Origin of the sequence: Vibrio sinus, assembly GCF_023634645.1 — a bacterium.
Lineage (GTDB): Bacteria > Pseudomonadota > Gammaproteobacteria > Enterobacterales > Vibrionaceae > Vibrio > Vibrio sinus.
The window spans coordinates 139653-163884 of sequence record NZ_JAMKMR010000003.1 but is presented as its reverse complement, the minus strand read 5'-3'; the positions used below and the strand labels follow the sequence as shown (position 1 = coordinate 163884).

Here is a 24232-nt window from a genome sequence, read left to right as displayed (position 1 = left end):
AATACAGTTACTTAAAAAATTCATAGATATTTGATCCCAGCATCAGTCCAGCCCCACTTTGTGTTAATTTCTTTGACTAAATGTTAAATAATTTGACATATTTATATCGCTTAAGTTATGTATAAATACCAATCCATACTTAATTATAAACTCACCATCTAAATTCTTTCATTTAGGTCGTTTGGATATATAAGGCTAGGTCACCATGATGAAATCACTGCTAGGTACGCTGTTCTCCCTTTCAATTGGATTTTCCGTCTATGCTGCTCCACCGCCAATTGAACCTGTCACCACATCAAACACCCTGTTAGGCAAATCCAATGACACTTACACCTACGTTAGGTGTTGGTATCGACCCGCTCAGTCGCATGACGATTCTGCATCGACTTGGGAATGGGCCGAAAATTCTGACGGTAGCTACTACAAGATAGACGGATACTGGAAGTCCTCGGTTCGGTGGAAAAACATGTTCTATACCAAGACTTCACAAAGTGAAATCAAACAAAAATGTATGGATACACTTGGCGTAGATTACCCAACTGCTGACGTTTTGTTTTATGCTGCCGACAATCGCTTCTCGTTCAATCAAACCATCTGGACAAACGACTCTGGACCTGTAAATCACATTAATAAAATGGTGACATTTGGTGATAGCCTTTCTGACACAGGTAATATATTTAACGCTTCACAATGGCTATTCCCTAACCCAAACACTTGGTATTTAGGTCACTTTAGTAATGGCTTTGTCTGGACAGAATATTTAGCCAACGATTTTAATATCCCAGTGTACAACTGGGCTGTGGGTGGCGCTGCTGGTGAGAATCAATATGGTGTGCTGACTGGTGTCAATGAACAAGTAAAATCTTACTTGAGCTATATGAAGGTAGCAGAAAACTACAACCCAGCTAATACCTTATTTACGATGGAGTTCGGCTTGAATGATTTTATGAACTATAACCGTTCAGTTGCCGACGTAGAAGCCGACTTTACCAGCGCCTTGTCCACGCTAGTCGACTCTGGCGCACACAATATTTTGCTGATGACCTTGCCCGACGCCACTTATGCGCCTCAATTTAAATACTCAACCGAAGACGAGATAGCAAAAGTCAGGGCGAAGATATTGGCTTTCAATAAGTTTATCGAAGAACAAGCTCTCGTATATAAAAATAAAGGAGTGAATGTATACCTTTATGATGCTTATACAGATTTTGACAAGATTATTCACAACCCGACTGCTTATGGTTTTGTCAATTCAAGAGATGCCTGTCTGGATATCAATCGCAGTTCAGCCCAAGATTATTTGACTAGTCATTCACTCACTAAAGAATGTGATAGCAGCGGCTCAGATAAGTATGTATTTTGGGGTGTGACCCACCCTACAACCGCAACCCACAAATACTTCGCAGATAGAATGTATCCACAAGCTAAAGCGCAGTTTTTCTCCCAATAAGTGTGTAACCAGGAACAAGCTTCAGGCCCACAGCCTGAAGCTTGATTGTTACCCTTCGTTCAAGGTTTAACAACTAGGGTGCCGTATGGTGAGCCAAAATAAAATTCAACGTCTACTCACACTGATTCTGTTCACCTTCTCGGCTTTGTCCTATGCTTCAATCACTCCTAAGCCATCTAAGCACAGTGTTATCATTGTTGGCGCTGGGGCGGCAGGGCTGGCAGCAGCCACAACATTGCGGGCTCATGATATTGATGTGCTGATCTTAGAGGCTACAGACCGATATGGAGGACGAGTAAAAGAGAACACCCAGTTTGCTGATTTCCCAATCGATTTAGGTGCTGAGTGGATTCATGAGGACCAATCTATCCTAGATTATCTATCACCTAATAAGCAACACTACAGCAAACCACTGATACGATACTCTCCGATGAATGTGTACTATCTAGATGGTAACGAGTACCGAAAAGTAGATAAATACACCCTAGAAGAAGCCTATCAAGATGAACCTGAATCCAAATTTAAAGACTCTACTTGGTATCAATACTTGGACACCAATTTTGCCAGCAAGGTAAAGCCTTATATTAAATTTCAATCTGAAGTAGTGTCCATTAATTACTCGACAAAGCCTATCATTGTAACCACGCGCAATGGCACTCAATATTCCGCAGATAAGGTCCTAATAGCTGTACCGATTGGTGTACTAAAAGAAGACAAAATCACCTTTATCCCCAGATTGCCGAAGAAGAAAAATAAAGCGATACACAACAGCGAATTTCTGAAAGGGTTCAAATTAGTATTGAAATTTAAGAAAAAATTCTACCCGGATATGATCGTCGTTGAAACCAAACACGGTGAAGAAACGTTTTATGATATGGCCTATCAAAAAGGCAGCCAAATGGCTGTACTAGGTTTACTCGCAACAGGAACGTCTGCGGAACATTACTATCAATACGGGAGTAAACAGGATATTGTCCGTGCCGTTATCACTAAATTGGACAACCTACTTGAACATCAGGCCAGTCGATATTTTTCAGGCCAATATATATTTGAAGATTGGGGCAATGCCACCTATACACTCGGAACCTGGGCAAGCCCGTATATCAACAGGCGACAACTCATGGCATTGACCTCTCCTGTTCAAGATAAATTGTATTTTGCGGGGGACGCCTTTGCCCCAAACGATGATAGAGCAACCGTACATGGCGCTATCTTGTCAGGGTATCGGGCTGCAGAGGAAATCATGCAAACTAATTAGGGATGATCTTCTTCGACTACTTTGTTAATGTTGTTCTTTCGTGACTGCTATTTAGTTCAAAGCCTAACGCATGTTTTTCTAACTGGCGAAACATCAAACTAAGTAATGTGTTAATAGCAAAATATAACGCACCAGCAATACCAAACACGGCCAGCGTATCATACGTCATCGTATTGATTTGTTCAGCGTAGCCCATCAAATCCATTAAGGTAATAGTACTGGCTAACGAAGTGCCTTTAAAAACCAAGATCACTTCATTGGAGTAGGCGGGTATAGCACGACGAAATGCATAAGACATCAATATTTTTAGACGAGATGATGTCGCCATTCCCAGCGCTCTGCACACTTGGTGCATCTCTTTAGGTATTAAATCGTAGGTGCTCTTTAACAAATGAGTTGTGTACGCCGCGGTGTTAATAGAAAACGCGGCGATGGCGCAAAACCAAGGTTGCTGCAGCAACACCCAAAGCGAAGATTCTCTGACTACTTGAAATTGACCTGGGCCATAATACATTAGGTAAATTTGCACTAACAAAGGTGTGCCAGTCATCATCAACACGATTGCTTTGCTAAAGTGCGATAAGACTGGAATCTGCATGATTAACGTCACCGTCATAAGTAACGCGATTAACAAACCCACGCTCACAGATAAAGCCGTTAGCTCAATACTAACTAATAACCCATGTAGCATTTGAAAAAAGTATTGCTCGTTCATCACACTACTCCTTCTTTTGTATGGTTATCTTTAATTGAAAACTTGTGAGAAAGCATTTGTGTGAGCCATTTACTCAATAGTGTGATAACTAAGTAGATAGCTGCTGCACTCAAATACCAGTAAAAATAGTGGCTTGTAGAAGAAGCCGTCACAAACGCTTGCCTCATCAGTTCTGTCACACCGATTAGCGATACTAAGGCCGTGTCTTTCAACAACACTAGCCATTGATTAGAAAGTCCAGGAATAGCATGTTTGACCATCTGTGGGAAAATAATGCGTGTTAGTGATGAAAATGGTGTCATTCCTAATGCCCGTGCAGCCTCTCTTTGCCCTTCTGATATCGCAAGCAACGCGCCACGAAGAGTATGAGTCGCGTAAGAGGCAAAAATTAATGACAACGCCAGCGCACCTAAAATAAACGGGCTAATTTGCACAAACTTTCCTGTTACCGCGTATAGGAGTGGCGTGGTTCCAAAATAAATAAAAAAGATCACAAGCAACTCAGGGAGCCCTCTAAAAACTGAGGTAAACCCGGCAACAAACCAACGCAGAGGTGTAAAGTGGGATGTTTCCATCAGCGTTAAAATGAGAGCTATCACCATACCCATTAACAAACTGAATAGCGCTATTTTTATCGTCATGGTTGTTGCGACAAGCAATGCCGATTCATATGGGGAAATCATCGTTCGTTACCCAAAGTAGTGATGATAGATTTTTTCGTATTTACCGTTAGACTTTATTTGTGCTAACGCCTTATTAAGTTGTTCTTGTAACTTGATGTCATTCTTATTGACCGCAATCCCAAAACCAGCACCAAAGTAATGCGAATCAGTAAACGGTTTTCCTACCAAATGAAGTGCCTTGTTCGCTTTTATCCACGTAGTGATCACCGCCATATCAGCGAAAATGGCTTTAACTCGACCTACATCCATATCACTCATGGCATTTTGATAATTTGGATAGCTACGCATGTGAATGTCTGGCATTTTGTTTTGCATGTATTTTTGTAACGTGGTGCCATTCTGTACCGCAACTGGTATCCCCTTCAGATTTTTAAGCTGGGTTAACTTATTGGATTTCGTGACAACCCCTACTTCATCGGGGAGATATGAATCGGTAAACAAGACCTTCTGTTGTCGGGCTTTGGTAATATTCATAGCTGAGATCGCCGCGTCGTACTTACCATACTCTAGTGAAGGAACAATGCTTACAAACGGGACATTGTGAAAATAGCATTGCGCACCAATTTGATGGCATAACGCAGACGCCAAATCAATATCAAACCCAACTATCCTGCCTGAATCACTGACCGACTCAAATGGCGGATAAGTGGCATCAGTTTCAAAGTTTATTACCGTTTTAGCGAAAGTTGGCATCGATAAGGTCAGGGCTAAACAGCCTAAAAGCGTTTTATTCATGATAACTCCTGTATCTTGAAGTCAGTTGAAGGGAACTAGTGCGACAAGTAGTGTCGGAATTCTTGGGATTGAGGTGCTGAGAACGAGTTTTTACAACCGTGCTCTACCACTTTGCCTTGCTCCATGTATAAGACATGCGTAGCCACTTTTTTAGCAAAGTCGACGTCATGAGTTACTACGACTTGCGTTATACCAGTTTTAGCCAATCCGAGAACCAAATTGGCAACCTTGCTGGTTGATTTAGGGTCTAAAGCCGCGGTCGGCTCATCAAACAACAGAACGTCTGGCCGCATCATTAATGCGCGAGCGATAGCTACGCGTTGCTGCTGACCGCCTGAAAGTTCAAGTGGCCAACAATTTGCCTTATCTGCTAATTGAAAATCTTCTAACAAGGCCAAAGCTCTAGGAGTGGATTGTTTTACGGATTCTTTCGTGACACACCTGGGTGCTTCGAGCAAATTTTCTATCACCGTCATATGTGGCCACAGGTGATACTGTTGGAACACCATTCCCACTTTGCGCCTCAGCCCAAGAGCTCTTCTTTCCGTAATTGGTTGAGTGAAATCAAAATACTGTCCACCAATGGACAGCTCTCCAGACTCAGCAGAGTCAAGCAAGTTAAGCATTCTTAGTATTGAGCTTTTTCCAGCTCCACTTGGCCCTAAAATAACCAAAATGCCTCCAGACTCACACGTAAAACTCACTTCGTGTAACACCTTAAAATCGCAGTAGGACTTGCTTATGTTATTCGCATAAATAGTCAAAATAATCACCTTGCTGATTTCAATTTGATTTTTACACTATCCATTAAAACCAGTCATGTAAACAGTTTTCGTGACATAAAAACAAAGTCAGCACGACCAAAGGATGAATTAAACTTCAACATTAAAGAATTATAATTCAAAACAAAGAGCACCATTTTGGTGCCAGAAAAGTAAAAGATTAGTGCAATGTTTGTACTTATATGTAGACAAACTGATGCACATTGGTGCGAAGGCTTGATAGATTGAGATTTGATGAATGGTTATGTAGTGCCAAATTAAGTTCCACCTGATGCTTAATTGGTTACTATTTAACAATGTAGAATTATTTATACTCCTAGTCGCGTCATTTTTTCGTGACTCTCTACCCAGTTCCCTGAGTAGAGAGCGTTTTGCACTACAACATAGACGTCGAGCTAGGCACAGGCAGAGCTTGTTTCAACACTTGGCTAAGATTCATAGACAAAGGAAGTTGAGCGTTAAGGTGGTGCCAGGCATTAGGAATTTTAGTATGGGGCAAATCATAGTCTGAGCCCAGCCCACCAAACCAATCTAACTCTCCTATGTATTGCTTCACGTTTTTCATGCCAGTTGGGAAAGGTACAATGGCTCCAACGGTAATCAGGTTTATATTACTCACATCCCAACTATGCTTCACATTGGATAACGCATGAACTAGGCTCAAACAACCTTTAGAATGCCCAAGTAACGTTCTGATCGTACGCCCTTCTTCTCGAAGCAAATCGATAAGCAATTGGGTACCAGCACTGCTTACATGTTCATCTTTCGCTTGTTTCCAAAAAGCGTTAACACTTGATGGCAGGGATTCTTCATTGATGTAGCGTTGAATTCCCCCAAAAAAGAACCAACTCTGTAGGGCTTCCATTGGTAAATCTGATACGCCGAAACAAGAAATAATCACTCCAACAGCTTCACCTAAGTGGTTAGCCAGAGTACGCCCCAGAGAGGCAGCACCAACATCAGAACTGCTAGCCCCAGCAATAACAAAATGCTCTATCTTGGGGCCTTTAATCGCGCGAAACTCTTCTAGACTATTGTATTTATACACCTGCATTCCTGGAGCTTCTGGTTTAACAACTAAAATACTGCCCTCGATGTTAATATGCGTTGTTAAAAGCGAATACTCAGCAAAATTGAGGTTACTGATGTCGTAAAACATACCATCTATAAAACTGTTCCCAGCCGAGACTGGCAACATACCCATTGTACTAAACATTCTATTTCTCCCTTTGCAGTAAAACGTTTTATCTCAAAAGAAACCATTGCCTATCGATGTGACATCGATCTTTATAGGCATCATAATAGATACGCATTCCAGCTCATATTGTATGTTTAGCGTGAGGTTGGTCAAACTAGAAAGTGTGAAAGTGATAGATGCATGCTGTAGTGGTTAGTTTTTGGTCAGGCAGTGTTACGGCTAGATGGAAAGAATTGATTTCGATTAAAATTAGCACAGCAAATGTTATTATATTAGGTCTAACATATCGAACTTTATAACATTAAAGTTCATTCATATTCCATCATGCTCTACTGGTTATTATTTTAACTAATCTTCGATTAGAAGAAGAAAAGAGAACTATAAATTTCATTTCTGAATAAAAATAACTCTTGAGCTTCTACACTCTCAGTACATCGTTTTGCTCTTCACATTATCAACCAAATGATTAATAATCTTCATTAACTGATATGAAATATCACTTGTAAGTTTTATCTACGATATTTTTGGATAATATTCGAGCCATAACCATTATAAATGAAAAATATTTTCTTTAAGTATCATATAGATAAATTAAAAATAACAAACTCAACTAAGAAAGAAAGTCATGCCAGGTAACCATACAAGATACCATAAAAAGTGTAATCAGATTAAGACTGAACTACTCACAAACGGGAACTACGGCCCACAGGAAATTAGAAATTTAAATACTGCTCTCAGGACACTAAAAGAGGAAATAAAATCCTCCCTGAAAAATAGGAGCAGCATTATTTTTAGGACACTCTCTGAGTTAACATTAAGACAACGCGAAAAGTTTGTGACAGAATTGATCGTTGCAATGCCAGAAAGTATAGGAAACTCTCTACATACCTTTCTTCCAGCTGAAATAACATCTAAGTATGATGCGCTCACTTTAAAGCGCGTGTGTGAGCATGATAGAGAATCGCGTCATTACCTTAACTCCACCTGTAATGCTTTAATCTCATTCTTGTTAGTGACACCACAATTGAGAAAGATCTATGACCTTGTAAGATTCTTAAAAAATATCTTTAAATCTATTCATGATTCTATTCTTCCTCCATATATAAAATACGAAATACTAAAAGAGATAAAACCAGAGTTAAAGAATTACATCAGTGAGTTAAGTTACTATGAACCAATGAAAAACTTAACTGAGATGAATAGAAATATTATACAAATTAACCAAACGCAGTTTGGTAAAATTGTATCCAGCAATCAGTATGATGTATCTGAAATAATATTATTAAGTTACGGCTTAATTTCAGGATCTTTACCTGGTGAAATTAGGAGCAATATATTAAATAACTACTACTTTCTAGAGTACCCGAATGCATGGGACTATATGTCTGGTCATGACCTGATTGACCATAACCTGTTCGATAGAGCTTTAGAGGTTGATGCAGGGAATAGCAATAACACTCGACGATACTTTGAAACGAAGCTTTCTCTATACTATTTAGGCCGCTCTATGCAGCTAGATCTTATACGAGCCGTACTTTCTGTATACACCGATATGGATATCAATAACGTATCTGATGCAGAGGCAGCAATTTTAATCTGGTCAGATTCAGAAGCAAATGAAAGGATCTTAAGGCTACGGAAGGTCAGAAAATATAAAAAATCTTCCCCACTTTTGGCTAAAAAGGACCGCAAGTTTAGAAGTGGAATTATGTCAAAACGAGATCTGAGCAAAAAACCCAAATGGGAGAGCTCTCAACAAATACACAGTGGAAATGGCGGCCTGATGAAGTCTACAGCTCCAGGTTTTTACGATGAAGTCAGCCATAAAGGAATGATTAACCAACATTCCGATACCTATACCCATAGTTATAGAGAAGATGCTTACCCTTGCGGCTCTCAAAGGGATCTTCTACGTCCATTCAATGCATCTATCTCTGGTCATATGTTTTTTGTAGTGGCCCTACTGGAAAGGTTTATGGCTACAAAACGTAATAACTGCCAACTGGAAGTGAATGAATTTCTTCTAGCAGTGATTGCTATCTATGGAAAATATGGATTCCATAGTCATTTCGAAGTCATTGATGCACTTTACGAAATGCGAGACACCTTTAAAGAGTATGGTGTCGAATTACATCTCAGATTTAGCGATGACGATCTACATCTAGCGGCAATTGACGCCTGTGATTATGTAAAGCACTGCCGTTTAAAGCGGTCTATGCTTTCCGAACTTCAACAAGCAACACCGAAAATACAGCCGACTACAAACATAAGAAGCAATATGTCTGCGATGGGCATCAACGCATATTACAAAATTCCTAGGGGAATCCACTTTAGCTCATTGGATACAAGAAAAAATAATGTCTACATGTCTATCCTAGATTCAACGCTTGCTTTCCATTTCGTAAATAATTACTTAAATAGTAAAGATCCATTACTCTTTGATTACTTGACTGTACATTTCCGCCACGTATGTCATCACATTAATATTGGTCCAGATAAATACTTATCACTAATATCAAAGTTTAAGCATACTCGGGTGAATGTATTCGAGTTTATCGAAAAAATCATTTTAACCAAGCCCATGAAAGATGGCTTCAAACAACTGGTAAAATCAATTGACAGTACTGAGCCTGAAGCCAGACGTAGATCTCTTTTTCAAGATCGAGGGAGAAATGAACATTTTGTTTCAAGGGTAGTTATGGGTAAAGATAAGCACGCAGGTATTTCAGAGCCCCAATACACACCATCGTATCTGCAAAATGTATTTACTAAAAACATATTGCATGCTAGGCAGTTTTACTCTCCAAATAATGATAGCCAAACTCCAAACATCATCCATGATTTTGGTGCATGTTTTATTGCTGGAGTTTCAGGGACCATGGAAATTCAATCGAATGGATTCGATACTCTACTAGAACATTGCGTCTCTAATCCAAGTCAGAGAGCATCTTTCGAGCATGGTAAAGGACTCATTGTCTTACTAATTGGTTGTTGCTTGGTTGTTGCTGGGCATCATTCGATGTATGAAGTTTTATATCCTATGATCGCGACTGGATGCTTTTATGGCAGAGAGCCACAATCAATGCATAGTTACCCGTACTATTTACACATGATCCAAGATATCTTTAGCCAAGATTTAATCGCAAGATATTCGGATTTAGACGACAACGTTATATTTAATGCATTGCAGCACAGGATGACCCGTCGCCGAGCTCCTGCCGTAATTCAATAATATATTCTCTATAAGAATATTGAAAGCCAGTGTGCTTCGATAACTGGCTTTCAATACATGACTTCCACACGTATAACATCTCATATATATGCAAATAAAAACCTTATGTTTCATATATACGTGATTCATATCAATACCGAAAACTAATTAATCATTCGTTTAATTAATCATCGATGAATAGTACATTCACCGCCCCTTTTTTCTGATCAATTTTTAAACGATGAAACTTGTTGAACTTCGACAATCCTTAAAACGCCAGCTTGCGCAGCTCATCAAATCTTCTGAGCTGCAAGAAAAAGAGCTCAATTGTTTTGAACACCTAATCTCTCGACGCTCCTTCCTTTCTGGAAGTGTGAAAATGTCTGCGGTTGCTGGGCTTATTGCATCTGGATGTGTTCCAACTGCATGGGGAAGTACTATACCAGAATTTCAAACCTCTCCTTCCGAGTTTGGAATCACTGACCAGGAGATGCAGTCAGAGCCTGGTGTTTACAAGGTAAAAATGTCCAGCGAGTTAATGAGTTACCCAAGCTATAGTCAACCTGCAAAGGCTCAACCATTATCCGATTGTATAGAAGGTTTCTGCTGGGGAAGGAGCAAACTGTTAGCCCTACCAAATCAATCTGGAGACTTATCCAACACAGTAGAGGCAACGCTTGAATTCAAAGGTGATCACATTGGTCAAACGGAATTGGTCCATGTTGTCGATGACCCAAACAATGGCTGGCAGTTTGAGCACTTTGAACATTTACCCATCAACGTCGATGATATAGATACACCAGCGGAAGGTGCTCACAAAAATGCTGTCCCTATCCAAGAATATTTAAACGGTGATGAGCCAGTAAAAGTGATTGGTATCACCTGCCCGGGAACCAATACAGTCAGCCTAGCAGATAATTCGGTGTCCGGTTACTGGGCAGTCTTAGTGTTAGCTAAGAACAACGCCAATTCCGTATTGTTAACGCGAAAGGTCAAAATACAAAATGCGCTCTACCCAGAAAGAAGCGCTATTGTAGATAGCCATCAGCAAGGCGGCTGGCAAGTTTCGAATCTACCATTAAATAATTCGGAAGCTCAATACTTAGATTATCACTGCTACTTTGTCGATAAAACGGGCGCAACACATCTCGTTTTCCTCAAATGGAATTACATGAACATTCTGAGTTTCTGCGAAAAAGGGAATTTATTTATCTTTGAATCAGCGGTATTTCCTGAAAACGACAAGCAGACACATTATTCCATTCTCGACGTTGACTATACACAATGTGATACCGTTTCTTCATCCCATCCAGTTCCTCAGTTCTATATTCAATTTAATCACACTCAATGGAACTCGGTAGTTGGCGCTGGAACAGCCAATCACCTTTTCGGCTCATCCTATTTTAATGCTGCTAACCACGTCGAACCAGCACGTGGAAATATCGCTCTTAACGCTATAGCGGTTTCAAGTACGAACGGTTTTCCAAAAGAAGTTGCTGACTCACTCAAGCCTCTAATGCCATACCGCAAGAACTGGCCAAAAGATAATAGTGATCATACTTATATTCGCCACATTCGAGACTCCCATTATATAGGTGACACTGAGATAGTGGTCAATGGCAATGCTGCTTATCCAATCAAAGCAAGCTGCTATATCGCTTCAGTTAACATAGTTTCTTCAGACAGTGCATGGAATAACTCTACTCGCTTAGTTATGTATACCGTTCGCTCATACACTTCCAGAGCTAACAAACCACTAAGAGAACTGTGTTCCATAACTCAGCTAAACATGCCTGGCTTTTTAGCAGACTCGAATATTTTGAACTTGAGAGGAGGCCGTTCTCAATATGGAGGATGGCGATTCCTATTCGACACCGAAAACGGGGCGGGCTTAGTCACTCAAGCTTTTGAAGGCGGTGGCACAGACCCTCTTCTCACCAACCGATTAAGCAATGTGTTTGGCCTATCGACTTATCCTGAAAGTGTCGTGTATACGGCTCAAAACATCCCAGATTTTAGAACAGATGTGTCCGACAGTTCACCGACAGCAAACAACGCGCTTTTCCTCGGCGATGAGTATTTAGCGTTTGCCTGCAACAATCGATTTAACGAGCACAACGAATACATTGCCGTTAAGAAAAATGGCAACGACGTCATTGCTGAGAAGCACTATTTCAAGCACATTGACAACAGTTGGTATACCGAAATACTTGCCGAGCGCTCTGTCACCATAAACCAACAACGTAATCCAATATCAGGTCAGTTCTATCATGTTGAAATGAGCTCTATCAACCACTATGGCTACCCGATCCCACTGCTAAATCAATCCTCACCAAATGACAGTATCTACTACGAAATTCGCTCAACCACACCCATCGCCCTTATCGACCACAATGGTACAGCCCACCACATCAGTCGAGTCAATAGTGCGGTCATCAAACCTTTAGCTTCTCACATTCCATTGAGCTTTAGAGTGAGTGCATCTTCGCTAGCTTATAGCCTTATGTACCGCACGGTTAACATGAGTGACTATGAACAAAACAACCAACCTAAGTACGAAGAAGAGCCCAATATTGGCCATGCGATCGTACCAGTAACCAACCCCGGCACGATGACTACCCCATGGAGTAACTTTTATATCGGCAATCCATCTGTAAACAGGTTAGAACATCTCACTAATCAGCAGTCTATGGCAGCACTAAAGCCAGAGTACCAAAGTGGAGTCGATCACTCGCAAGCGAACGCTAATCTCAGTAAATTGATGGTTCAAACAAGCCAACAGATCCAGAAAAAAACAACGTCACAAAATATCCCTACAGGCAATCAATTAGAAGGCAGCATGCCGCTATTGAACCCATTTTTATGCGTAATTGTCGATGGCTCATCAGGCTATCAAGGGGAGCTTCTAGGTGGGTTCTTTTCAGATATTGGTCGGTTCATCAGCCACGCTTTGCATGCGCTTGAAAACGCCTCAGAAAAATTCGCAGCCGATATAGAAAAAGTACGAAATGCGGTCACCGCAGGGGAGAACTTTTTTGAAAACTTGAAAAACCTACCGGCTGATATTTTGCACAAAATCGGTATTGCCATTCACGATATTGGAAACTGGGCGATTACCAAGTTAGAAGAGCTAGAAAGCCTGGGGAAAGGATTACTGAATCTCTTTGTCCAAGCCTGGGACTTTATAAAGAAAGTCATAAAGTTTATCGAACTTCTCTTCCACCTAAGTGATATGAAGGACTTTGTCAGTAGTTATAAAAGTTTTACCAGTGAGCATCTCACAAGTGGTAGTTCATCTCAGCGATTGGGCGCATCTCGAAATGGAGCCGATCTGTTCCCTGCCCCGGGCAACAACCCACTACCACAATTTGAAGGGCAACTGTGGACAATGCAGCAGGGCTGGAATGAGGCCATAAATCACTTTACTCAGAACCCACCGATCAATCAGACGCGATCTGATCATCTATCATCACAAATGACAAGTGGTACGGACTTCGTTATCAACAAAATACTGATGCCCTTCTCACATTTAATGGCAGAAGCGGTTGGAAAGTATCTCAGTGCAATATCTAAAGGCAATTCGGTCATAAGCCCTCTTGTATTTCATGCACCATCAATACCAACAGAGCTACAGGCTAAGCTAAATACGACTCTGGCCAACATCGAGGTGACAACAGAAAAGACCATTACCGACTTACTTACCACCCTTGTCGAAGGTCTGGGAGCCGCTATGTCTCCGGCAACAATGAGTAACACTTTGATCACCAGCATAGGGAAGGTTGGTAATGATGTATTTAAAGAGTTTGAAGCCTTTACCCAACTGTTTAATGAACTAACAAACCCCAATAATCTACTCGAGCTATTTGATGCATTGTTCAGCGAGAGTAATTTCGTCACTCTACAAATCCCATTGCTCACTGATTTTATTAAAATACTCGGGCTCGACTTGTCCCTGAACATCAGCTTCTCAGAACTCTTCAGTTGGACAACCGGCCTAGGTGTTTGGCTTAGAACTTACGCTGTCGACGGTAAGTCTCTCAAGTCAATGAACGAGCTGACTTCAAGTCGCCTACACCAATCCAATTCACTGCTCGGAGAAGAGCCTCTTTCACTGCACGAAACCTGGTCTGCAATGGAAATGCTGATGAACTTAGAGGCGAATATTGCCTGGTCCCTAGGCAACCCCGCTCAGGAAATACAACTGACCGCATCTGAGCCAGGAACAAGCCTGCAAGAAAAATTCGAAGTGTTTAACGGCCTGTCATACATAGTAATGAGTACTCTTGAGTACTTCGCTTGGGGGATTGAATCGAGTGGAGATGCGAGTAAAGATAATTATGGATATATAACCATGATGCTCGAAAATATCATAACACTTTTCCAATCCATTATTTCTATGGCAAGTGGTATTGACAAAGAGAGTCTGACACAAGCGTTGGATATTCTCTATACTTTACTCACTGCGTCAGACGTCATTGCAGGGCTCTATTTTTTATTCAAGGATCAGGCAACTGTTAATGATATCGTGGCAGAAATCGGTAATGATGTTTACCGCTTTGATACCTTCTGCAAATTCACGTATGAAGGGAATGATGTGTTGCCCTTCCCTGCGGCGCGGCGCATTTATTTAGGGTTGTCACCAATAGTGAGCTTTATACTAGAAACAGCATCAAGTTAAGTTTGTCTATTCACAACCCGAGCGGTTTAGGCTCGGGTTGTTTGAACACTAATCGATTAACGTGTGCTTAATGTGTGGCAGTTCCAATGACCCGACTGGCTGACACATTGAGATAAAGCGTTAATCGTATCTCCTGACGCCGAATGCTGCGCAGACTTTGTAGAAGTTAACAAAATATCCAGCTTTTCATGTTTTTCTAGCAACTGACTTACTTGCGTAGGCAAAACAATTTGGCACGATTTAAGGCTACCGACTTGGCAATTCACCGAAGTTGAATACAGTTGATGACCAGTACTGCTATCGACAATAGTGACCTGCTCAAGATCTGAAATCGTGTTGACTTTCTCACCTGCCAACCATTTGTGGTTAACGTTATATATCGCTGTGTTCTTTACAGGACGCCACGTGAGCGTTTGATTGCCACTGTCATCTCTTTTTAGAGTCACGCTTGGCCCACTCCAGTCCATCAAGTTCGGAAATAGGATGAATTGATTGTTGACTTGTTTCACCTGATACGGTGCGTTGGATGAAGGCGAATCAAATATGCCCCAATGAGCATTCACGCTATTCGCTGCAGGCATACTATTACCAGCATGATTATTGTCCCAATCATCAAACGCTTGCCAATAGAACACACTGCTCGGTTGATGGTATGTAGGCGAGGCAAAAAATCCAGCCATTTGCTGCAGGTTTTGATCAATCGCCTGTATTCCTTTCGTCGTTGAAGTATCCTCTCCCACGTTGCTTGCTGGGTTCACTTCGTTACTTGGCGAACCAATTTCACTGACCGAAAAATCCATAGAGCCTGATGTTACTGTTTGACTCGCAGCCTTCGAGACAGCGTCAAAAATAGTACTCGCCTCTTTGTCATATTGTCCAACTGGCGTGTTTGCCCAGTAAGGATAATCACTAATGAACAGCGTTGGCTTTTTGTTCCAACCAGAAGAGCCAAGCTCAGAGATAGCGTCACTAATTTGTTGAAAAGCATACGCCTGTTCATCCATATGAAAACCAACCGTTTTCCAGTCTGCACCGTAGACACAATCGCTCAACGTTCCAGGCAATGTATTTACTGTACGAGTATCAACCACACTAAACGATGGACTGGAGCCAATAAAATTTGTCGCTCGATTTATCGGCTTGGATGACATCACAACATAAGAACAAGGCGTATACTTCCCCATATAGCCCGCGTAGTTAAATGTTGGCGCAATATCCAAACCAAACCCGATAGAGGAATAACCTGGTTGCTTTAATACTGATTTAAATGCTTTTACCGCTTCAAGTAAAAATAGTTCTGATTTGATTCTTGCGTAGCAGCCTCCTCCGTCTGCACAATATACAGGTTTGTCATCGCTTCCCTGCTCTCCTGCATTAATAAAATAGTTATTACCACTTTCATTATTCAGGATAATTTCTGTCAGACTGTCACCCAATAAGCTTTTGTAACTGTCAATTTCTTCTTTCACCGCATTCACTGAGTTGCTATCAGAATTGGGGCTTATACAGGACTCATAATCAGAAGCATCATCAAAGTGGATAGCCTTTTGCGCACAACTTTGGAATGCGGATGAAAAGTAGTTATCCAATAACAGCGTGACTTTCACGTTGTCTAGGCGCAGTTGAGTAAGAAAATCATAAAGCCACCGATTGGTATCTATACTAATCGGCCATTGACTGGCCGTGGGAGGTAGCATAACCACCTTTACCGAACCAAAACCTTGCGCTATACGATCCGCGGTATAAACGCCACTTTTGTCTTCATCATTGTTCGATGTTTGGTTCCCGACAACATACACGGGCATATCCACTCCGTATAACCCGTTGGAACTGTAAGTAAACCCCGTAAATGCGTAGCTGGTACTCGTCGTTTTTTGAGTGGTGTATTGGATAACCCATGTCGTCGTAATGGGCCTAGAAGAAGTGTATTGATAATCGATAGTACAGTGCCCTCCTACGCCAATAGATAGGTTGTTCAAGCATGTGCTAGAACTCAAGCGTTTAACATTGCCAGCAGTATCTGGCAATATTTTATTAATAATTAAAGGGTTTTCTGAGGTATTTTTTATTAAAACTTGTCCATGTTGTTTTTGACTATTTAAATATTGGTTAACATAAGTGATATTTAGTCCAACAGTTTGAGCAGCTTGCGATTGAAAAGAAATGAAGAAATAAAATAAGAATACAATCGAGCCAATTATTTTGCTCATGAAATCTCTCTCTTGAATATAGACAGTTGAAAAAGTAGCTAGTACCTAATTGTGAAAAGGCATAAGAATTCTAGGTAATAGCCATACCCAAATAGCTTCTAGATATTCGCTCTGAAAACCGCATCTTGCGGTCATTTGGATATATAAACAAAGCGCGCCAAACACAAAAGTTTTGGCGCGCTTTATTTATAAACTATCATATTGAAATATTTTAAACTAATCACTCAAACGATTGCTCGTTTAATATTTAGAAAACCATTACATTCAAGTGACTTAAGATTATTATTCAAACATTGTCATTACGATTTTCTGACATAGATGCTCAAAAATAACACTCAAATTGCGCAGCTTAATAGGACGTTAAGCTGCGCATTTTTGCTAGATAGGAATCGAAGAGATAACTTTCAAAGTACTTAACAGCCGAGTTGTTTCGTAAGCCCACCTAGGCTGTGTTTCATTTCGTAGCTAGCGCTAGAAGAAAGTTGCGGCATAAAGTCTAACCCTGATTTTGTTTCTACTTGGCTGACAGTGACTTCAGAAGCACAATAGTTGTCACTTCTGCCGGCATCTTGATACATGATAAAGGCTGAAGCGTGTACACCATCTGCTTGTTTTTCCGCAATCACTTTAAAGTATCCAGAAGGAATAGTCGCTGTTTTGCTCGAATCAGGTAAGGTTGCGAAGTAACTTTCATACAAAGGCCCAGTTACCACGTACACATCATGCCCTTGCTTAACGTAGTCTCTGACCGCTCCCTCGAGTCTCGCCCATGGGCCTTCATTTAAGTCTGACGCTTGTGGCGTAATGTTAGAGAGGTAATTGGTCATTTCCCAATCAGGCGAGTTACTAAAAGATGCTATCGGTGCCTGATGGCCACGGTCGGTATGAATGACCGCATGAGCATCTTTATAGTCACTAGGTGACAACGTGTTGGCTGAGTTCAAATCCGGGTCGGTTTTCCAATCTCGATGCCTCGATGGCCCACTGATCGTACTTTGTGTCACATGATACGCCACCCAATCGGCGAACTTTGTCTTCGCGTTGTTTTTCAATGTGTAAATTGGCCGTGTGATCGTTTGGCCGTTATTGTCCCCAGTCGGGCAGCCATCCAAACAGTTTTCTGCATACGCGCCAGCGGAAAACGTCAACCCAATGGCAGTAACTAGGCCAAATGTTCTCAGTTTCATTTCTATGTCCCTTTAATGAAATTAACGATATGTCATACCGTTATTGCAAAATAACTAATAGGAAAGGGATATTGACGCATCAAGTAGTGTTAATCAAATGATATATATGTGACAGGCTAGTTATTAAGCTAAAACTTATATTTTGCTTGTTATTTCCCCCAAGTTACTTCTTGCAGCAATTTGGCCATAGAGCATACAGATTGTATCGGTTACTTGAGTAAAGCCATACAACCCTCCTACAAGCAATGACAAGCTCTTACAGTTCGTTAGAAATCAAAGTGATATAAATATCATCAGCTTCGTGAATGAAGCTACTCAATGGGACCTCCCGTAGTCTAAATTTGGAGATGATTCATATGCACAACAAAAGTCAGATCGTAGAAAATACTAAAGAGATTAAGATTAATGAGGTTCAAGCTGGTGACGTATTGTTATCTTATGGCGGTGACCGTAGCTGGATATCCTGGCTTATCAAACAGATAGATGGCGGAGATTACAGTCACGCGGCATTCTTTGACGGTGAATGTATTATCCAAGCTGGTGGTCCAGATACAGGGGTGCACGCTGTGTCCCTTCAGGATCAAGTAGACTCACAAGAATATGTAGATGTTTATAGATTTAAATCAGACTCGGGAATTCCATTTTCTCAACCTGACTGGCCAGTATCACCCGTCATTGATCGTGCACGTAGTTATTTAGGTAAAGATTACGCAACCAATCAGCTGTATTTGGTTGGCGTACTAATCGTACTACGCAAAATGCCAATTACTCATATCGGTAAAAAATTCACACGCACCATTATTTCTGGAATGTACATACTTCTGAATAAACTTCTGGCCAAGAAAACGAAAGCTGTAGTGTGTTCGGAATTAGTCTATCGAGCATTTTATGAAGCCCCACCTGAAATGAAATATGGCTTAACGATTAAAGGCGTGATTGGTTCACCAGCGCTTGAACTTGAGCATATGGCCGAAAACATCACTCGAAAGCACGAAGTTAATGAAACAATCATGATGCTTGAGAAGTGGTGTCGAGAAAGCAGCCTAGATCTGCTTAGCGCTCAGGACAGTTTCGTAACTGACAGTGCCACCATTACCCTGAGATCAGGTGACAACAAAGATGAGGAAATTAATAGGGCAATTGATTACCTTGAATCTCTGTACAGAGAAATATATCCTGATTTAGACATGTTGAACGAAGACTCAATAACACTTGGTGCAAACCGTCTGGTATCACCTGAAATGGTCACACCGCATGATCTTCAATCAAGTCCAAATCTTGTGAAAGTTGGCCGACTAACAAAGCCTCAACCTTAAATATGTGCGAACTCGCTTGTAGCGCAGATTCCTAGCACTAAATCCATACTGCGAGAGTGTCAAACCTCTCGCAGATCTGCGCTAGTTTGCCCTACTCTTCGAGCCTGCATGAATTTCAAAAATTCACTCACATGGCACTGGCTTATATTCAGTGTTTTATTATTGTCTTTCCGCTCTTTAACTTGTTTACCAATCTATAGATACCCCAAAAACTAAAACCCACATACGCGGCTCAAGCCGCGAAATACTAACCGATATTTAATTCAACACTAAAAAGTTTAAGCCTTATGTTAGATAATAACTCGATTTTTATCATCGAAGGCGATCCAAAGTTTCGTCAATTATTGTCAGACTATTTCACCTTCCAAAAATTTGATGTCACCTCTTATCAAATTAGCGAAATTGCCATTGAAGATATAATAGAAAAGCAACCTGGCACCTTACTGCTCGATTTGATGCCGCCACGCTACTATGGATTAGCAGTATGTCGGCAGATTCGGTGCAACTATTTAGGTAATATATTGATATTATCAGCGAAAAATGATGACTATGACCACGTAGTCGCTTTGGAATTAGGAGCCGATGATTTTATCGTCAAATCTATTCAACCACGAGTGCTGTTGGCTAGAATACGGACGTTACTTAGAAGGCTAAAGCAAGTACCCCAACTTGGCCACTCGAACATTCTTAATTATGGCCAACTCCACTTAAATGGGACCCGTAAAGTGTGTCAATTTCACAAACAGCCCATACCATTAACCATAAGTGAATTTGAGCTACTTTGGAAATTGGCATCAAACCCTTATGAAGTGCTCTCAAGGAGCCAACTATTAAGCTGTCTGCGTGGACGCGAATATGACGGTCTAGATCGTTCGGTTGATTGCAAGATAATGGTATTGAGAAAAAAGTTAGGTGATCTATCAGCCACGCCCAAGCATATTGTCACTGTCCGGAATAAAGGGTATAAGTTTATACCTGATTTATTATGAGGTTAATACATTCTATAAATAGCCTAAATAATCGAAATAGTTGTTATTCTATATACAAGCGCCGCCTGAGACCAGGCGGTACTTACTCTCGACTATTTCGCACTTTACCAGGTAGCCCAAAAGAGAATTAGAACTCTATCCTTGCATGCACCCCGGTTTCTTTCCCTTTGAAGTATGGCATTATTACAACATTGGTCATAGAGTAACCCATATTAGTAACTGCATACTGTATCCCTGTAGCCAAAATGGCTCCAGCTCCGACGTCTCTCCAATAGTGCCTATCTGCGTCCACCCTTGAATACCCAACAACGGAAGCGATGGCGTAAGCAGGTAAACCATATTCCCATCCATAGCGAAATTGCAAAAATGCTGCGCCTTGTGTCGCAGCAGACGTATGACCAGAGGGGAAAGAATCATATGAAGAGCCATCAGGCCGCTGCGCGCTCACAGATGCCTTCATCGCGTGGGTAGCTAAGGACGTATACATTGCCCCCTCCACTAACTGAAACAAGCCTTCCTCGTCACCCTTTAATATAGCGATAGACCCCGCAGCCAGAGGTACACCAAACTGAGCAACATCACCAAATTGTTTTAAAGTATCAGAGCCTGCATGTACAAATGCGGAACTCACTATTAAGCTCAATGAAGCATAGAGCCATATACAATATTTTTTCAATGTAACATCGCCTATTGATTAGAAAAGGCGAGTATTCTTATTTTTATTGTTATTTATATCAGTATTTAAATTGCATTAATTTGTCCAAGTATTGTCATAGTGTTATTGGCTAAGGCTCATACGAACAAGCCTCTAATTAATATAATTTAATACATGTTAAAGATCATATCTGAACAGAATTAACCACATTGTTTAATGTGACAGTCTATTACAAAGATAAGACAAAATTTTTAATCTAACCCCGATAGAATAAGGTATTCCTAATTAAAAGAAATAAATATGCAAAGTGTCCATTTCATATTAATAATCTCTATTTTGGCTGAAACTGTCGCGACAACAATGATGAAAGCTTCCGAAGGATTTACCCGACTAGGTCCTAGTGTAGTGGTGCTGATTGGATATTCGGTTTCATTCTACGGTCTATCACAAGTAGTAAAAACCATGAATATCGGTATCGCTTATGCGATTTGGGCTGGTAGCGGTATATTTTTAGTATCTGCGATATCTTTTTTTGTCTACCAACAGCACTTAGATACTCAAGCTTTAATCGGCCTTAGCTTTATTGCACTAGGAATTATCATTATTCAAGTATTCTCTAACTCTGTCTTTCACTGAGTGAATTAGGCTTTGTTGAAAATGAAAAACTCAATAAAGCCTAGGTTAAGCGTTTTTATTAGGAGAAATAGACTAACATTCACCATATCACTAGAATAATGATACAATTGAGTACACATTTATTCTCCATACCGTCATTAAACGTTTACAGTACATCATTCTACTTGATTTTAGTAAAAGTTTTTATCCTGCTTAGACTATTAAAGTGGTTCGGAAAAAACCAAATAGTCATGCTATCAGAACTTTTATTTAAGTGACGCCAAGCCTCGTAAATCAGAGCGAGGTTACTCGGTTATAGGCTCGAGCCCGAAAGTAACGACTTAATGCTTACTAAAACTAGTTGGTTGGAGAAAATAATGAAAATACTGATAACACCTTTTGCTTTGCTATGGAGTATTCAAGGATTATCTCATTCGCTTGTGTCTGTTAGCGACACTAGTAGGATTGACATTGATACTCTGAGTCAGCAAAACATCACCACATCGATACCCGAGGATAACTTTGTTTATCAACCAATTCGAAATCCGTTTATCATGGCGGATTATTTCTCAGACTACCCAACCTGGTTGGCGCTAGAAGAAAGCCTACAACATTGGAGTGGTGCTATGGGCATTGATCCAAGAGTACTACTCACAACACTAGCAATAAACCACGACTGGTCCCCTGAAGATCCTGCAACCGAAGCATCGATACAGTACTACACAGAAGAGCTAAAGCTAGTCGCAAGCCACTTATCACAATATTATTACCACATTAAAGAACAATCATTTTCTAGTGACAATGCGGCTACCTACGCGATTATGGTTGAGTTAAATCAACCAGATCTGTGGCCCACGTGGCTTGATGTTTATCATAGATGGTTCGGTGAACCCAAAATGGTTGAACGTGATTCACAAAGCTCGCCTCCCAACATGCAGTGGCCTTGGAGAATTGGCTATCGTTGGGTACCAAATGGCCCCCATTCCCATACAGGCTCTGGCTTTCCACTCTCTTCCGTTGACGTATCCTACGACTGGCCACGTTGGGGAGGTGAAACCTACAGTGTCACCGCAGCACACGAAGGCTACGTTTCAGTCTTTTCTCGCTGCCAGTTAAGAGTCACCCACCCAGATGGTTGGGCGACTAACTATTACCACATGGATGGTATTGAGGTACAAAATAGAGCATGGGTTGAAAAAAATGACCGCTTAGGTACTTACGCCACTCAAAGAAATGAGGCGTTATGCCAGGGAGGCTCATCCACCGGACCTCACCTACATTTTTCTCTATTACTAGATGGCCGTTTCCAGTCATTACAAAATGTATGGTTTGGCCCCTATCGCGTGGATGTTGGGCGCTATAGTTACGATAGCAGTTGTCAGTATTCTTGGATGTTTGATAATCGTACCAATATCAAGCGATGTTTTTGGTATCGAGTGGATAATCCAGAGAGCTAGCTGAATGTCATCAAGTCGAAGCTATTTCCACTATTATTCACAAAGAATCTCGGACAATAGCTTCTTTTCTTGGCAGTGATGACAAAGTTTTGCTTTGTGACTACCTTCTAATTAATCAGAGCAACTTTAAAAACAGATAGAAGGGAAACTCAATGAAGGACATCATTTCCGATTCACATGACTGGCTAAACAATAATCAGGGAATATTAATAGAATACGTCGTTAATATATCAGCCGCTGTGCTCACCCTTATCATAGGTTTCATCGCTGCTAAGGTTGTTTCGAGAGTCATAGGCAAAGTCATGACTTCCCGGAACCTAGATCCAACTATCGTTGTTTTTGTTTCAGGGCTAGTAAGCTACGCTATCTTGGCATTTGTTATTATTGCAGCTCTAGGCAGGGTAGGCGTACAAACCGCCTCTTTTGTTGCCATTGTTGGTGCGGCTGGACTAGCAATAGGTCTGGCTCTTCAAGGCTCACTATCGAATTTCGCCTCTGGAGTTCTACTAATCATGTTTCGCCCTTTTAAAGCGGGTGATTACGTCGAAGTGTCTGGTACAGCAGGGAGCGTCGACTCTGTTCAGATTTTTTCCACTGTCCTTAAAACTCCGGATAATAAAGTGGTCGTTGTACCGAACTCTTCAGTGTTTAGCGGTAACATTGTGAACTATTCCAAACTACCTACCCGACGCATTGATATGGTTGTTGGGGTGAGTTATAGCGCTGACCTCATTTATACTCAAGAGGTGTTAACAAAAGTGGTGACGAGCTATGAGAAGGTTTTAAAGGACCCAGTGCCAACTATTGAAGTCGTCGCATTGGCAGACTCTTCGGTCAATTTTGTAGTCCGCCCATGGGTGAAAACTGAAGACTACTGGGAAATTTACTTTGCATTGCACAAAGATGTTAAGATTGCTCTTGATGAATCCGGTATTGAGATTCCTTTCCCTCAGCTCGATGTGCATCTCAACAAACCGGAAAGCTAAATCAAGGGAATCAAGATCATATCGCATATCTTCAATCCCTCGGTTATTTAGCGATTCAAGCGCTCTAAAGATTGGCGCTGAATCGCTTTGTCCAGTTCGATATGGGC

The 24232-nt window shown here is 41.0% G+C and carries 17 protein-coding genes; 9 read left to right on the top strand and 8 right to left on the bottom strand.

Annotation, left to right across the window (positions count from 1 at the left end):
- Nucleotides 1-208: 208 nt before the first annotated feature.
- Together M9194_RS04665 and M9194_RS04660 are read left to right on the top strand one after the other, a co-directional pair.
- The gene (locus tag M9194_RS04665; RefSeq protein ID WP_250611610.1) at nt 209-1450 is read left to right on the top strand and encodes an SGNH/GDSL hydrolase family protein; all 1242 of its coding nucleotides are present in this window, start codon (nt 209-211) and stop codon (nt 1448-1450) included.
- A gap of 85 nt (nt 1451-1535) precedes the next feature.
- A complete protein-coding gene (locus M9194_RS04660; protein ID WP_250611425.1) occupies nt 1536-2708 on the top strand; it encodes a flavin monoamine oxidase family protein in 1173 nt (390 codons plus the stop codon).
- A 16-nt stretch (nt 2709-2724) separates the two neighbouring features.
- On the opposite strand, the gene artM is transcribed toward M9194_RS04660, so the two are convergent.
- From artM to M9194_RS04635, 5 genes are all read right to left on the bottom strand, one after another.
- Nucleotides 2725-3423 (bottom strand): arginine ABC transporter permease ArtM, encoded by a 699-nt coding sequence (gene artM / locus M9194_RS04655; protein WP_250611423.1) that lies wholly within the window; start codon nt 3421-3423, stop codon nt 2725-2727.
- Nucleotides 3423-4106 (bottom strand): ABC transporter permease, encoded by a 684-nt coding sequence (locus tag M9194_RS04650; protein ID WP_250611421.1) that lies wholly within the window; start codon nt 4104-4106, stop codon nt 3423-3425. Before M9194_RS04650 ends, artM begins: the two co-directional genes overlap by 1 nt.
- Nucleotides 4107-4112: 6 nt before the next feature.
- The gene (locus M9194_RS04645) at nt 4113-4841 is read right to left on the bottom strand and encodes a transporter substrate-binding domain-containing protein (RefSeq protein ID WP_250611419.1); all 729 of its coding nucleotides are present in this window, start codon (nt 4839-4841) and stop codon (nt 4113-4115) included.
- A gap of 35 nt (nt 4842-4876) precedes the next feature.
- Nucleotides 4877-5605, bottom strand: a complete 729-nt coding sequence (locus M9194_RS04640) for an ATP-binding cassette domain-containing protein (protein WP_250611417.1) — start codon at nt 5603-5605, stop codon at nt 4877-4879.
- Between the two features lie 394 nt (nt 5606-5999).
- Nucleotides 6000-6839 carry a hypothetical protein gene (locus M9194_RS04635; RefSeq protein ID WP_250611415.1) on the bottom strand — a complete coding sequence of 280 codons (840 nt, stop codon included), beginning with the start codon at nt 6837-6839 and terminating at the stop codon, nt 6000-6002.
- 607 nt (nt 6840-7446) lie between these two features.
- Here M9194_RS04635 and M9194_RS04630 point away from each other — a divergent pair.
- Nucleotides 7447-10053, top strand: a complete 2607-nt coding sequence (locus M9194_RS04630) for a hypothetical protein (RefSeq protein WP_250611413.1) — start codon at nt 7447-7449, stop codon at nt 10051-10053.
- A 220-nt stretch (nt 10054-10273) separates the two neighbouring features.
- Nucleotides 10274-14710, top strand: coding sequence for a hypothetical protein (locus tag M9194_RS04625; protein ID WP_250611411.1), 4437 nt, complete (start codon nt 10274-10276; stop codon nt 14708-14710).
- A gap of 56 nt (nt 14711-14766) precedes the next feature.
- Here M9194_RS04625 and M9194_RS04620 read toward each other — a convergent pair whose 3' ends face one another.
- Nucleotides 14767-16920: a glycoside hydrolase family protein gene (locus M9194_RS04620; protein WP_250611409.1), complete on the bottom strand. Its 2154-nt coding sequence runs from the start codon at nt 16918-16920 to the stop codon at nt 14767-14769.
- 413 nt (nt 16921-17333) lie between these two features.
- Entirely contained in the window at nt 17334-18107 is a 774-nt protein-coding gene (locus tag M9194_RS04615; RefSeq protein ID WP_250611407.1) for a DNA/RNA non-specific endonuclease, read from the bottom strand.
- Between the two features lie 356 nt (nt 18108-18463).
- Here M9194_RS04615 and M9194_RS04610 point away from each other — a divergent pair, with 356 nt between their 5' ends.
- Together M9194_RS04610 and M9194_RS04605 are read left to right on the top strand one after the other, a co-directional pair.
- Nucleotides 18464-19423 (top strand): C40 family peptidase, encoded by a 960-nt coding sequence (locus tag M9194_RS04610; protein WP_250611406.1) that lies wholly within the window; start codon nt 18464-18466, stop codon nt 19421-19423.
- 287 nt (nt 19424-19710) lie between these two features.
- Nucleotides 19711-20412 (top strand): winged helix-turn-helix domain-containing protein, encoded by a 702-nt coding sequence (locus tag M9194_RS04605; RefSeq protein WP_250611404.1) that lies wholly within the window; start codon nt 19711-19713, stop codon nt 20410-20412.
- 127 nt (nt 20413-20539) lie between these two features.
- On the opposite strand, the gene M9194_RS04600 is transcribed toward M9194_RS04605, so the two are convergent.
- The gene (locus tag M9194_RS04600) at nt 20540-21043 is read right to left on the bottom strand and encodes a phosphatase PAP2 family protein (RefSeq protein ID WP_250611402.1); all 504 of its coding nucleotides are present in this window, start codon (nt 21041-21043) and stop codon (nt 20540-20542) included.
- Between the two features lie 324 nt (nt 21044-21367).
- Here M9194_RS04600 and M9194_RS04595 point away from each other — a divergent pair, with 324 nt between their 5' ends.
- The 3 genes from M9194_RS04595 to mscS all read left to right on the top strand — a co-directional run bounded on the left by M9194_RS04595 (nt 21368) and on the right by mscS (nt 24125).
- Nucleotides 21368-21703: a DMT family transporter gene (locus tag M9194_RS04595; protein ID WP_250611400.1), complete on the top strand. Its 336-nt coding sequence runs from the start codon at nt 21368-21370 to the stop codon at nt 21701-21703.
- Nucleotides 21704-22059: 356 nt separating this feature from the next.
- Entirely contained in the window at nt 22060-23139 is a 1080-nt protein-coding gene (locus M9194_RS04590) for a M23 family metallopeptidase (RefSeq protein WP_250611398.1), read from the top strand.
- A gap of 152 nt (nt 23140-23291) precedes the next feature.
- Nucleotides 23292-24125: a small-conductance mechanosensitive channel MscS gene (mscS, locus tag M9194_RS04585; protein ID WP_250611396.1), complete on the top strand. Its 834-nt coding sequence runs from the start codon at nt 23292-23294 to the stop codon at nt 24123-24125.
- Nucleotides 24126-24232 lie beyond the last annotated feature (107 nt).